The 13,058-nt window shown below is 41.7% G+C and carries 10 protein-coding genes and 1 pseudogene; 9 read left to right on the top strand and 2 right to left on the bottom strand.

The window, feature by feature from the left end:
* Positions 1–710 precede the first annotated feature (710 nt).
* Positions 711–2,276: an alkaline phosphatase family protein gene (locus AC3ZVC_RS15845; protein WP_490064173.1), complete on the bottom strand. Its 1,566-nt coding sequence runs from the start codon at positions 2,274–2,276 to the stop codon at positions 711–713.
* Positions 2,277–2,432: 156 nt separating this feature from the next.
* On the opposite strand from AC3ZVC_RS15845, the gene AC3ZVC_RS15850 reads away from it, so the two are divergent.
* Positions 2,433–2,591 carry a hypothetical protein gene (locus tag AC3ZVC_RS15850; RefSeq protein ID WP_490064174.1) on the top strand — a complete coding sequence of 53 codons (159 nt, stop codon included), beginning with the start codon at positions 2,433–2,435 and terminating at the stop codon, positions 2,589–2,591.
* Between the two features lie 37 nt (positions 2,592–2,628).
* Here AC3ZVC_RS15850 and AC3ZVC_RS15855 read toward each other — a convergent pair whose 3' ends face one another.
* Positions 2,629–3,177, bottom strand: a complete 549-nt coding sequence (locus AC3ZVC_RS15855; protein ID WP_490064175.1) for a DUF3231 family protein — start codon at positions 3,175–3,177, stop codon at positions 2,629–2,631.
* A gap of 436 nt (positions 3,178–3,613) precedes the next feature.
* On the opposite strand from AC3ZVC_RS15855, the gene AC3ZVC_RS15860 reads away from it, so the two are divergent.
* The 8 genes and pseudogenes from AC3ZVC_RS15860 to nhaC all read left to right on the top strand — a co-directional run bounded on the left by AC3ZVC_RS15860 (position 3,614) and on the right by nhaC (position 12,926).
* Entirely contained in the window at positions 3,614–4,477 is an 864-nt protein-coding gene (locus AC3ZVC_RS15860; RefSeq protein WP_490064176.1) for a MurR/RpiR family transcriptional regulator, read from the top strand.
* Positions 4,474–5,620: pseudogene (locus AC3ZVC_RS15865) on the top strand (M20 peptidase aminoacylase family protein). The gene AC3ZVC_RS15860 and the pseudogene AC3ZVC_RS15865 overlap by 4 nt, the downstream one beginning before the upstream one ends.
* Entirely contained in the window at positions 5,601–6,428 is an 828-nt protein-coding gene (locus AC3ZVC_RS15870; RefSeq protein WP_490064177.1) for a GNAT family N-acetyltransferase, read from the top strand. Before AC3ZVC_RS15865 ends, AC3ZVC_RS15870 begins: the two are co-directional and overlap by 20 nt.
* Positions 6,429–6,449: 21 nt before the next feature.
* On the top strand, positions 6,450–7,556 hold the full coding sequence (gene menC, locus AC3ZVC_RS15875) for an o-succinylbenzoate synthase (protein ID WP_490064178.1): 1,107 nt from the start codon (positions 6,450–6,452) through the stop codon (positions 7,554–7,556).
* Between the two features lie 75 nt (positions 7,557–7,631).
* Positions 7,632–8,717 carry a YkvI family membrane protein gene (locus tag AC3ZVC_RS15880; RefSeq protein ID WP_490064179.1) on the top strand — a complete coding sequence of 362 codons (1,086 nt, stop codon included), beginning with the start codon at positions 7,632–7,634 and terminating at the stop codon, positions 8,715–8,717.
* A gap of 200 nt (positions 8,718–8,917) precedes the next feature.
* On the top strand, positions 8,918–10,114 hold the full coding sequence (locus AC3ZVC_RS15885; RefSeq protein WP_490064180.1) for a CdaR family transcriptional regulator: 1,197 nt from the start codon (positions 8,918–8,920) through the stop codon (positions 10,112–10,114).
* A 177-nt stretch (positions 10,115–10,291) separates the two neighbouring features.
* On the top strand, positions 10,292–11,434 hold the full coding sequence (solA, locus tag AC3ZVC_RS15890) for an N-methyl-L-tryptophan oxidase (RefSeq protein ID WP_490064181.1): 1,143 nt from the start codon (positions 10,292–10,294) through the stop codon (positions 11,432–11,434).
* Positions 11,435–11,468: 34 nt separating this feature from the next.
* Complete coding sequence (gene nhaC / locus AC3ZVC_RS15895; protein ID WP_490064182.1) at positions 11,469–12,926, top strand: Na+/H+ antiporter NhaC; 1,458 nt, start codon at positions 11,469–11,471, stop codon at positions 12,924–12,926.
* Positions 12,927–13,058 lie beyond the last annotated feature (132 nt).

Raw genomic sequence — 13,058 nt, forward strand, 5'->3', positions numbered from 1 at the left:
TATGGTTTATACTATGTATCATACACTATTTGTGTGACGAAAATAATTTATGATTTAAAATCTAAAAATATGAAAAGATATTTTGAAAAATTGCGGTCGCTGGGAGCAGGTGAGCAGCAGCTGAAAACAGATTTTTGAATAAGGACAGTTGATAATGTCTCGCTTGGCAAATAGGAGATTGCTTTGCACCAAGAACGCTGGAAGAAGCCACATACGAGGATAAAAGTGCATCTGCTTTGAAATAAAAGGAAATTAGTAAGTAAACTTCAACTAAGGTTAATGAAGAATTTGTATTTAATGAGGTACAGCGGCAAAAATTTGAGGATTTTTTATCAATTAAGTTTTTTAAGCACAAGGCACGATATAACCTGTAATAGTTGCTGCAGGATAAACTCCTAATAATACCAATATCGCGCTTAATTCTGCTTTCTTCACTTCAAAAATTTTCCATGTATTTTAACAAAAGCTTGCATTAACATCAACTAAAGAACTCACAATTAAACCAAAGAACGCCAGTCATCTTATTCAACAATCGGGCAAGATTGTTGAATAAGATAAAATAATTACTGAAAATCATGATTTTCCTTTAACAATAAAGCCACGTCAAAATTTGTTCTTATTTTCTTCCGAAATTCAAAACCCTAATACAATGGACCATTGTGATAATTAATGAAAAATGACTCCTAATATAAAAATCCGATCCATAAATTTCAATCATTCCAAAAATCCAACATCCATTTTTTCAAATCTACAATCCGCATATGATCGATACTTTTATTGGTTCCTGTTACAATGATGGGGATTAGTGAATCCTCTTTATGCATTGAACCATGGGCACCACCACCGGAATGTTCAGGTGAACTTTCTCCAATGAATTCATACCCAGGTTTTGCGTCAACAATAAGAAATTCACCTTCCTGAGAATGCATAGCTCCATATAACCTTGCTAATCCATCAGGATAATCCCCATAATGAATATTCTTGTTCTTTAAGGTTAAATCGAGAATGGAGGTATTTCCTTTTATAGACCAGGCTTGATTATAAACATCCTTATAGGTTCCACCTGAATTAAATTTAAAGGATCCCCCATGATCTCCAGATATCACATGTATTATTTCTTTTTCCTTCCATGCAATCCAGGCAATCCGAGGATCAGTTTGCAATTTTCTGGCGATATTTTTTACAGAAACACTTTTGTTAATTTTATAGATATATGCCATCCGTTCATTAGCTGTAATAACAATTTCATCGTCTTTTGAAACAGGCTTACCGAGCTTTAAAATTCTGTATTTAGAAAGGATTTCTTTTAGATCTATTAAAGCTTCTTTTTTCCGTTCATTGACAGGTGACTGATTACTGTCTCCAATGATAACCCAGATATTATTATTAAGGGCATCTTCCCATTTTGGAAAAATATTCAAGACCTCTTGAAGATGCTTATCAAGTTTTTCAATTCCTTTTGTTGTGTTTGGACCTTTCCTATGTACAGTGAAGTCATTACCTGAAATGTACAGGATTGTAAATTCAGGAAGAATATTTTTTTCCAAAAGATATTTTAATTCTTGAACCGCGAAGGCATCATTAAGTCCTATACGATTGACAATGTGATTATTCTTAGGGTCCTGGCGTATAAATGCACCTAAAGACAGTATTTTTGGTCCAAGTGTTTCATATTCCTCAGGCAGATTGCTCACTTTTGTTATCAACTTTGGAACTTTAAGGGTATGATGATAATTTCCACGGTAAATAAATGCGTTAATGGATGCTGAATCTTTTTTAATATTGTTCAGATCTTCATGGATGGTTCTTACATTTGGACTGAGGTCAACATTATTATATTGATGCATGATATTTTCAGCAAATTGGGAAACTCCGAGTTTCATGATCTCAAAAAAACCATTTCCATAAGTGATAATTTGCTTCTTATCATTATCAAACCAAACGAGTCCAGGAATCTTACTCTTATCCGGGTAAGTACCAGTTATTAAAGAACTGTCGATTGTAACCGACATGGTTGGATAGGAACTTACTAAATTTTTACTATATTGTCCATGTTTTAAAAAGAAGGCCAGAGCAGGAGCTTTTTTCTCTTGGATAGCCTTTTTTAACGGCTCATCCATCATTGAATCGATAACAAGAAGAATAATTTTAGGTGAGGTCTGACTTTCTGTTTGAATAGGAGATATTTTCTTTCCCTGTTCATATGCTTTATTACCAATGTTAGTGCAACCTATTACAAGAATAGATATAACTATAATAAGAAGCAAACGAATCAACAAATTTCACCTACGCTTTGTTATAGTTTAATTATAACTTTATGCAAGCATAAACATCTGGCTGCAGCTTTCGATCATCAAACCAGCCATCGCAGCATTTTTCATTCCCATTAATTAATGAAGAGAGTAAAAGGTAATTAATGAAGAGAGTAAAAGGTGGTGCAATTAGAAAAGATAAAAAAATATAACTGGAAGCCAGGAAGAGTCACTGCTTTGCTTTTGCAGCCAATTTCATCGCAATGCAAGATTGAAGCTGAATCAAAAAAAACCGCCTTCAAAGCAGGTTTTGCTGTACTAGTGTGGGTTAAAGACTAATTTGTCTTTAACCCCTTTTATTTTTGAAGGTTTTAACTTAATGGTTGTTGAGGCCAGGAGGAACGTAAAATGGTGGGACTTTAATCCACCCACGCTTGCGCATTACCTGCTTTAATCTAGCAGCGAAGGCCAATTTTTCTGCTTGAAACTGAACAAACAATACACTAACATCTGTACGAACCGATTCAGAAGCAGCACCCGCCGCACGCATAATCAAACTAACTATTTTTAAAGATAATTCATTTGCAATGACGTCATCAGTTAATTTAACACCAAGAGGAATACTGTTAGGATCTGATATTGGCATATCTTCAGGGGCAGGAGGTAACGTGATTCCTTCCTTAATCATAAAATCATGGAGTCGTTTCCTTTGGCTGGTGCCGAGTTTCATATCTTCTTCCAGCAGTGTTCGTAGCTCTTCATCTGTCGTTGTATTTATAGCGGATTGAACAGATACTTTAGCTAATTCAAGTCCCGCTAAGTAAATCCAGCAAGCCATCACTTCTCCGACATGAAGAGGCTGGTCTTCGTCTTGAACAGTCAGTGATTTCATGGTGTCCACGAATGTTTCTAATATATTTACCACATTAACCACTCCTAATTTTAATAGTAATAAGCATAATGTTTGTAGCCTGAATTTTTTTATGCAAAAGGTTTACACTATATTAAAAAGAAAGTTGATCTGCGAACAACTGAGAAGTTTATTTTTTAAAACTAATTTCTATCCCTAAAAAATATTGTTAGCAGCTCTATGGAACAAGGAAAAGTTACTTTATTTAGGGTTATAAAATATGAGTGTAGGGTAAGGCACAACAGAGATATTTAAGGAAGATGTTTCTCCGAATGTATTTGTACCGGACGATGCTAGTGGACACCCGATTGCGTGTCCATTTTTTATTTTAAAATTTTCAGAATTATTTATTGTTTTAAAGTAAAAATTGTGTTAATTTTATAAAAATGAAGTCGGAACTTCAAAAAATATAAAAATACAGCATAAACTTCATTCTTGAAGGTGAAACTACATGATCTTAAAACAAACGATAGAAAAAGAGTTTAATAACCTCTCCAAAGGCCAGCAAAAGGCAGCAATGTATCTGCTGGATCATCCAAAGGATTTTGCCGTGAAGTCAGCAGGGGAGATTGGAAAGAGAATCGGTGTCAGTGAAACAACGGTGATTCGATTTTGTTACTCCATTCATCTTTCGGGGTATTCAGAGCTTCAGAAGATGGTTCGCGAGCAGCTGCTGCAAACCAATAGCACGCTTGGTCAGTATTTTACGAGTAAGGTGGAGCTGGCGGAGAAGCCTCAATTCTTTGCCAATGTAATGGAAAAGGATCTCCTGCATATTCGGGAAACCATACAAAAAATTTGTGAGGTAGATTTTGATCGGATGGTTAACCGTTTAATAGAGTCTGAGAAGGTCTATGTTACGGGTTTGCGGTCTTCCTTTTCAGCAGCAAGCTGGCTGGCCTTCACACTCGGAGTTGTTCGCGGCCATACAAAGCTGATTCGCCCGGATACGGATGATTTGCTGCTGACGATTAGCGATATGGATGAGAGATCGACATTTGTTGCGATCTCGTTTGACCGCTATATGAAGGATACGATCAAACTGGCGGAATTGGCTAAAAAGCAAGGCGCTTTTGTAATTGGAATAACGGATTCGAGTATTGCCCCGATTAAGGAGCATGCGGATTTGCTTTTTCATATTCATTCATCGGAAAAGTCGACGATTGATGCGGCACCAGCGCTATTTTCATTTTTAAATGCGGTGATTGCAGGTGTTTCCATTAAGGACAGGGAGCGATTTGCGAAGCGAAGAGAACAATATGAGAAATTGGATAGTAACCACTTTTTTATTCAGCCGGGAGGGAAGTTGGATTGAGAGAATATATAGAAGATATAAAACCGACGATTGATTGTGTGTTTAACCATTTGCATGAAAATCCGGAGATCGAGCTGGAAAGAGTACAAAACGACGGAGTATTTGAAGACCTTTCTGGAGTGCCGCGGATTTGATGTTCAGGTGTTTGGCGATTCAACCGGTCTAGTTGCTGAGGTCGGGGAAGGCAGCCCATGTGTGGCGCTGCGAGCGGATATGGATGCGCTATGGCAGGAGGTAGATGGCAAGTTTCAGGCCAATCATTCCTGCGGCCATGATGCCCATATGAGCATGGGGCTTGGAGCGATGCTGCTACTTCAAAAAGCAGGCTTTCCTTCAAAAGGGAAACTGAAATTTATTTTTCAGCCGGCTGAGGAAAAGGGAACAGGCGCTTTGAAGATGATTGAGCATGGTGTATTGGATGATGTGGATTACTTATACGGTGTTCACCTCCGGCCTATCCAGGAAATCAGGGATGGAGAGGCATCCGCAGCCATCTACCATGGTGCAGCCCGATTCCTGACTGGTGAAATTATCGGTGAGGATGCACACGGCGCACGCCCGCATTTAGGCCAGAATGCGATTGAAATTGGCGCATCTCTTGTAAATGAAATTAAAAGCATTCATTTGGATCCAATGGTTCCTTATACAGCAAAGATGACCAAGTTTCATGCAGGCAGTGATTCTGGCAACATCATTCCAGGGAAAGCTTCCTTCAGTCTGGACCTGCGGGCACAAACCAATGAGGTCATTGCTGCTCTATCTGAAAAGATTGAGACGATCACCGATTACCTATCCAAATTATATGGTGTGAAAATCACGTTAGAGACAAAAGCAGATGTGGCTGCAGCCGAGGTAGATGAAGAGGCGCAGCGTTTTATGGAGAAAGCCGTTGTGGATGTGCTTGGTGCGGATCAATTAAGGGAACCGATTGTCACTTCAGGGGGAGAGGATTTCCATTTTTATACCCTGAAGAAACCGAACATCAAGGCGACCATGCTCGGATTGGGCTGTGATTTGCAGCCGGGGCTTCATCATCCGAAGATGACGTTCAATCGGGATGCTATGTATTCAGGGATTGAAATTTTAGCCAGAACATTATTGCATACATTGGGGGGAGACAAAAATGGGAGTAACGGCAACTAAGAGTATTGAATTGCGAGTTCTTAATACAGCCTCCGATATGAATCTTGTTCAAAAGTTGGAGCATGACATCTGGAACATGGATCCGCTTCCTGTTCATCAAACCATCACAGCTGCCCAGAATGGAGGCCTGCTGCTTGGTGCCTTTTATCAAGATGAACTGATTGGTTTCAGTTATGGGTTTGCGGGCTTTAACAAGGGCAAAAGCTATCTTTGCTCCCACATGCTTGGCATTCATCCCGATCATCAGGATAAAGGGTTGGGCGCCCTTCTTAAACAGAAGCAGAAGGAGATAGCTTCCGAGATGGGGTACGACTTGATCACGTGGACATTCGATCCGCTTGAAAGCCGGAATGCCTATTTGAATCTTTCCAAGCTCCATGCAGTCTGCTCCACCTATGTAGAAAATTGCTATGGGGAAATGGATGACAGCTTGAATCATGGCCTTCCGACGGACCGTTTAAAGGTAGAATGGTGGATTAATAGTTCACATGTGGAGGAACCAATAAGGATTGATGCGGACTCTGCATGGGACCCGTTTGAATGGGGCGTGTCTGAGGACGACTTTCCGGTTCTATTAAATACAGAATGGGAAAAGACATGGGGACCAGTGCTCGTCCCGATTCCAACAAATTTCCAGGCAATTAAAACCCATAATTACGAACTGGCCATGGATTGGCGCTTTAAAACGAGAGAGATTTTGCAGCGTTTATTCGCTCAGGGATATGCGATGGCCAGTGTTATAAAAGGACAAGAAGGACTCGTGCATTACTATGTACTGGTTCAAAGAGACGAACTGCAGCTTAACTAACACGAAAAGGCGGGAAGAGAAATGAAAGTGACAGAAGTCGTTTTGCGTCATATGAAAATGAGAATGAAAACTCCATTTACAACAAGCTTCGGAACGTTTCAGGATAAAGAGTTTCTTCTGCTGGAAGCAAAGGATGAAAACGGCTTAAGCGGGTGGGGAGAATCCGTTGCTTTTCATTCTCCCTGGTACAATGAAGAAACGTTGAAAACGAATTGGCATATGCTAGAGGACTTTATTATTCCTGACCTATTAAATAAAGAGATCCGTCATCCTGATGAAGTTTCAGAAACACTATCTTACATACGCAAAAACAATATGGCGAAGTCAGCTTTCGAAGGCGCTGTTTGGGATTTATATGCCAAGCAGCAGGGGATTCCGCTGGCGAAAGCGATTGGCGGGACGGCCAATGAAATAGAAGTAGGAATCAGCATTGGTATTCAGGATACGGTTGATGATTTGCTGAAGCTGATTGAAGAGCATGTGAATGAAGGCTATAAGCGGATCAAAGTCAAAATCAAGCCCGGCTGGGATGTTGAGGTTATGAGGGAAGTCCGCAAGCATTTTCCGGATGTGCAGCTGATGGCTGATGCAAACTCTGCGTACAGGCTGGAGGATATTGAACTGTTAAAACAGCTGGATGAGTTCGATTTAATGATGATCGAACAGCCGCTGGCATCAGACGATATTATCGACCATGCTGCTTTGCAAAGTGAGCTTCAAACACCGGTATGCCTGGATGAGAGCATCCATTCCTATGAGGATGCCAGAAAAGCGATTGAGCTTGGAAGCTGCAGGATTATTAATATCAAAATTGGCCGGGTTGGCGGGTTAACAGAGTCCAAACGAATTCATGATCTATGCCAGGAGCGCGGCATTCCGGTATGGTGCGGAGGGATGCTTGAATCAGGAATCGGCCGTGCACACAACATCGCCCTCACGACTCTATCAAACTTTGTGATGCCAGGCGATACTGCAGCGTCTTCCCGCTACTGGGAAAAGGATCTGATTGAACCGGAAGTGACCGTTGACAATGGAATGATTCGAGTACCAGAACAAGCAGGTCTCGGCTACGAGCCTAACCTGGAAACAATCAGGCAGTTTACTGTTTCAGAAAAAAGCTTTTCTTAAAGAGGAGAGAGGATTCTCTCTTTCTCTTTTACTAATAATTGTCGCAAAATTCTAATAGTAAAAGGGGGAAAAATAATGAAAAAGAGTATTCAGATCGCCGGGGCATTTATTGGCGTCATCGTTGGCGCAGGATTTGCTTCCGGCCAAGAGATTTTGCAGTTCTTCACAAGCTTCGGGTGGATGGGGATCATAGGAGCCGTTGTGGCAACCTTCTTGTTTGCGTTCCTCGGTATGAACTTAACACAGCTTGGCAGCCGGCTGCAGACAGACTCCCATAAAGATGTGATCTACCATATTTGCGGCAAATACCTTGGAATGGCAGTTGATTTTATCATTACCTTCTTCCTTTTCGGAGTGGCCGTTGTCATGCTTGCAGGTTCCGGTTCCATTTTTGAAGAACAGTTCGGCATACCGAGTATGGCGGGGAATATCATTATGGCCGTGTTGGCGATCCTGACGGTTTGCCTGAATGTCCAGAAAGTAATATCGATTATCTCTCTTGTAACGCCATTCTTGCTCTTAATGGTCATCATTATCGGCGGCTATGCATTAAGTACAATGGGGATTGATTTCGCAGAAGTTCAGAAATTGGCGGAGAGTCAAACGCCAGCTGCTTCTAATTGGTTTATGGGTGCATTATTATATGTTTCTTACAATATAGCGGCAGGTGCTGCGATGCTGGCCGTTATGGGTGGCACAACGAAGGATGAGAAACAGGCTGGACTGGGAGGAATCCTTGGCGGTGTCGGACTGGGCGTTCTTATTTTAATCATCAATGTCGGCATGCTTGTTAAAATGGATGTCGTTGGCGGATCGGACATGCCGATTCTCGCGCTGGCAAATGAAATTTCACCGGCGTTTGGCTTATTAATGTTCGTCGTGCTGCTCGGCATGATTTATAACACAGCGGTTGGAATGCTTTATGCCTTCACGGCACGTGTGGTAAAAAGGGAGAATCCGAAGTTCAGCCTTTATGTTGTTTTATTTGGAGCAGCGGCATTTGGTGCAAGCTTTGTGGGCTTCATCACATTGGTCGGCACGGTTTATCCATTAATGGGATATCTTGGATTTACGCTGATTGCGGCGATTGTGTATGCGTGGTTTAGAGGGAAGAGGAAAGCTGCGGGCATTATTGATAGTGGGATTCGTGCAGAATCATAAGAAAAAAAGGGTCTGTTCCTGGCTTTTATCCAGAGGCAGACCTTTTTGTTTAGCCAGAAGCCTTATATCCCGCGTTATCTTTCTATTATCCATTACATCTTGTAACTTGCATTTTACGTCTTATATTATAGAGTTTATATAAAGATAGAAAGAAAGATTGGCTCATTATGATGAAAGCCCAGTTGAAGGGGATGAATGAAATGCTGAAGAAAGTCGCCACAAATATTGCCGCGTCAACGAGTGAAATAATCGGATATGACGTAATTATAACCGATGAAACCGGTACGATTATAGCTGCCAGCGATAAGGAAAGATTGGGGGTCCTTCATGAAGCTTCTATACCGGTTATTAAAAATAAAAGGCCGTTAACCATCAGGCCCGGCTATATCGATCATTTTGAAGGGACAAAACCTGGTTTCACTCTTCCGATCGAAATACATGGCAATATCATTGGAACGATTGCGATTACAGGAGAGAGAAATAAAGTGGAGAAGTACGGTCTCTTAGTCAAAAAGCATGCTGAAATTATGCTGAGGGAAGAAATCCTTGTGGAGTCCAGTCTAATTTCTCAGCAAGCCCATCAGCAATTTATAAAAGAAATCCTGGCATTTGAAGCAAATCAATCAAGTGAAAACCTGCTGAAAACCCGTAGTTTCGAACTCGGATATGAGCTCAAGGCGCCATTTATCTGTGTTGCTGTCGAAATACTGAATATGAAAGAGATAATCAGAGGATTTTCTGATTCCAATTATCATAACGAATCACTGGAAGTCAGTATTCAGCGCACTAAATTAATGATATTAAAAGAAATTCAATTTGTTTTTTCCCATAAAGACCTTTCCACTTACATTGGAGATGATAAGTTTATCATTTTGCATAAAGGAGGGTTCAGTGATCATTCCTCTACCGAGTTAGCTACAGCATGCAAGCAGCTGGTAAAGCGTTTGGATGCAAAAAGCATCAAAGGGGTCATTGGTATTGGGTCTGCTGCTGACAGTATTCCGGAAATCAAACGATCAAATCGTGAAGCCTGGAAAGTGATAGAGATTGGCAAAAAACAAAAAGGCAATGAAAGAGTTTTTTATGTCAATGATTATCAGCTGGAGACCTTGCTTCAGAGTATTGATCCAGATTCTATGGAGATGGTGAAAAGGGAAATGAAGACGCTGCTTGAAGCAGATGACTGGGAGGATATATCACAGACGATAAAGGCTTGGTGTGATTCAGGTTTCAGCAAAGTGGATACCGCCCATTCCCTTCATATCCATAGAAATACATTGCAAAATCGACTGGAAAAAATAGAAGAGATTACAGGCATTAATAAAAAAGATTTCCGTAAGATGCTATATTTGTATTTAGGTATTTCGTTAATTGAATGGGAGCTTATAGGAAAGTAACACAGAGCGAAATAGACAAATAGATGCTTGAGTTTCCAACATAGCAAACTTATATATGTGCAAAATGCACAATTTTACATATGTTTTATCCTAAACCATGTTCTCAAGTCACATTGTTCCAGTCACTAACCTCAACTATAATTATAATATTCAAAATATTTAGAGAGAGGGTTGGAGATGGACGCAGATGTTGGAATTATAGGCTTGGGAACCATGGGAAGCATGGCGATGTGGCAATTGGCTAAGTCAGGAGCTTCTGTCATCGGTTTTGAACAATTTGGCATCGGACATGACCGGTCCGCTGCAGGCGGTGAATCAAGAATTTTTCGGACAGCGTATAAAGAAGGGACAAATTATGTTCCATTGCTTAAGGATGCTTATAAGTTATGGCGGAATCTGGAAGAGGAGTCCGGCAATTCTTTATTAACCTTAACCAGCGGCTTAATCATTGGCCATCCAGAGACAGCTGATATGAAAAACGTTTATAAAAGTATACAAGAATATAAGTTGGATCATGAGGTACTGAATAGGGAAGAAGCCGGGAAAAGGTACCCGCAGCATCGTTTGGAGGCAGGTGAACAAATCATTATTGATAAACTGTCAGGCTATCTCCGCCCGCAGCTTTCCATTGTTTCTGCTGTTCAACGGGCCCGCGACCTGGGAGCGGAGATTCATAGCCACACGGCTGTAGATCATATTAAAAGTGAAAGAGATGGCGTGAGGATATTTGCTGGAGGCAAAACCTTTAAGGTTCGGAAAGTGCTTATCACAGCTGGTCCATGGGCAGTGAATTTCATGCAGGAGTTTGCTGATTTCATGGATGTCCGCCGGCTTGTAAATGCCTGGTTCCTTCCAAGAAAAGCCGATCATTTTTGCGAAAAGAATTTCCCTGTATTCACAAGGGAAAGGGAAGGCTTCTATTATTACGGTTTTCCTTCTGTTGACGGAAATATGGTGAAAATCGGCATGTTTACCACAGAAAAGAGCCGGATTTCCAGTCCTGATTCGCTTGATCGGGCGGTCGATCTAAAAGAGCTGGCTGCCTTTGCGGAGATCATTGAAAAAGATCTGCCAGGCTTGTATCCTGATCCCTCAAGAGTCAATTCATATATGGAGATTTATACAGCAGATCGGCATCCAGTGATTGGGACCAGTACTGGCCAGGACCGTATTATCTACTTAACCGGTTTCTCGGGGCATGGCTTTAAGCTTGCGCCTGTCATGGGCAAAATCGGCGCAGAGCTTGCGCTATATGGAAGAACGGATTATCAAATTGAACCGTTCTCACCAGCACGTTTTATTAGAGAAGGTTCTGTTTAATGTTATCGGACGAAAAATTTAGAGGAGGCTGTTTATGGAAAAAAGAAAAGCGACATATGGAGAATCGATATTAGCCCTATTATTTATGTTCGTATTCGTATTTGTTGGGTTTCTGGCGTTTGGTTTAAGAGTAGAATTGATGATGGTTGCAGCGGCAGGATGTGCTGGCATCCTGGCATGGAGGCTTGGCTATTCATGGAGCGAACAGGAAAAAGCCATCAGCAGCCGTATTGCAGGAGCGACACCTGCGATCCTGATCATCTGGGTAATCGGAATGGTCATTTCGACTTTCATCTTTAGCGGTTCCATTCCTATGCTGATTTTCTACGGAATTGATATCGTCACTCCCCAATATCTCCTAGTAACAACCTTTTTATTGTGTGTTGTTTTCTCAACCATTACGGGTACCTCTTGGGGCTCAGCAGGAACTGCCGGCCTGGCATGTATGAGCATAGCGGCCGGGTTCGGTGTGCCGCTTCATATTACAGCAGCAGCAGTTATTTGCGGCTCGATCTTTGGGGATAAAATGTCGCCGCTCTCTGAGACAACAAATCTGGCAGCCGCTACTACAGGTGTGGATCTATATGACCATATAAAATCGATGATGTGGACAACCATTCCTGCCGCTGTCATAACCCTTGTGTTTTTCTACATCGTTGGTCTCAATTTGGAGATTACCGGAGAAGGGGTGCCGGAAGAAGCGGTAGCAATGCAGGCGGGATTGGCTGAGATGTTTAATTGGAATCCGCTGCTGATTTTGCCATTTATTATTATTCTTGCAGGGGCCATTACGAAAAAGCCACCTGTGCCGACGATGCTCATTGCCTGTTTATCAGCTATTGCCATTGGGGTCCTGTATCAGGGGTTCACGCTGGAAGCTGGGATATTTGCTTCGTTAAGAGGGTTTAATGTCAGCATGGTTCCTGGAGTGGATCCAGCCAATTTGGCTGAAAGTGTCCTTACCCTGCTAAATCGTGGGGGAATAGTTTCTATGGTCGGTGTTGTCATCATCATTTATTGCGGATATGCCTATACTGCGATCATCAGCAAGGCAGGATTCCTGGAGGTGGCCATTGCTCCGCTTGCAAACAGAGTGAGGACGCGCGGCCCGCTGATGATCACTACTTTATTCACCGGATTGGTATTGCTGGTCTTTTCCGGTACTTCCTACACGGTGGCAATCATGCTCCCGGAAATGTTCAAAAAGCCATTCCTTAAAGCGGGGATGGCAGCCAGAACTCTATCAAGGAGCATAGAAGATGTAGGGACTATGGTAGCAGCCCTTGTCCCATGGGGAACATCCGGTGCATTTTATATCAGCACCTTAGGGGTGCCAATCTATGGAGCTGGCGGTTATGGAATATGGGCCGTTATGACTTATCTTACACCGATCATTGCCATCATATTAGCTTTCGCCGGGATAGGAGTCTATAAGCTTAGCAAAGAGGAAGCGGAAGAAGCAATTATTGCAGGTGATCAAAAAGCTATTTAGGAACTGGAAGTATATACATAAAATGGCCTCAGCGAATTGCTGAGGCTGTTTTATTGTATATACTTTCTTTTTAGCCAACATTATAAAAGTACGTCTCTGTTAAACTTGCCTGTTGATTTCCGCTCCAGGCAC

The sequence above is a fragment of the Cytobacillus sp. C11.1 genome (genome assembly GCF_058145115.1).

Bases quoted from the DNA above. Each gene is read 5' to 3' on its own strand.
- AC3ZVC_RS15860 (WP_490064176.1), top strand. From the start codon at position 3,614: ATGATCTTAAAACAAACGATAGAAAAAGAGTTTAATAACCTCTCCAAA.
- AC3ZVC_RS15870 (WP_490064177.1), top strand. From the start codon at position 5,601: ATGGGAGTAACGGCAACTAAGAGTATTGAATTGCGAGTTCTTAATACA.
- menC (WP_490064178.1), top strand. From the start codon at position 6,450: ATGAAAGTGACAGAAGTCGTTTTGCGTCATATGAAAATGAGAATGAAA.
- AC3ZVC_RS15880 (WP_490064179.1), top strand. From the start codon at position 7,632: ATGAAAAAGAGTATTCAGATCGCCGGGGCATTTATTGGCGTCATCGTT.
- AC3ZVC_RS15885 (WP_490064180.1), top strand. From the start codon at position 8,918: ATGCTGAAGAAAGTCGCCACAAATATTGCCGCGTCAACGAGTGAAATA.
- solA (WP_490064181.1), top strand. From the start codon at position 10,292: ATGGACGCAGATGTTGGAATTATAGGCTTGGGAACCATGGGAAGCATG.
- nhaC (WP_490064182.1), top strand. From the start codon at position 11,469: ATGGAAAAAAGAAAAGCGACATATGGAGAATCGATATTAGCCCTATTA.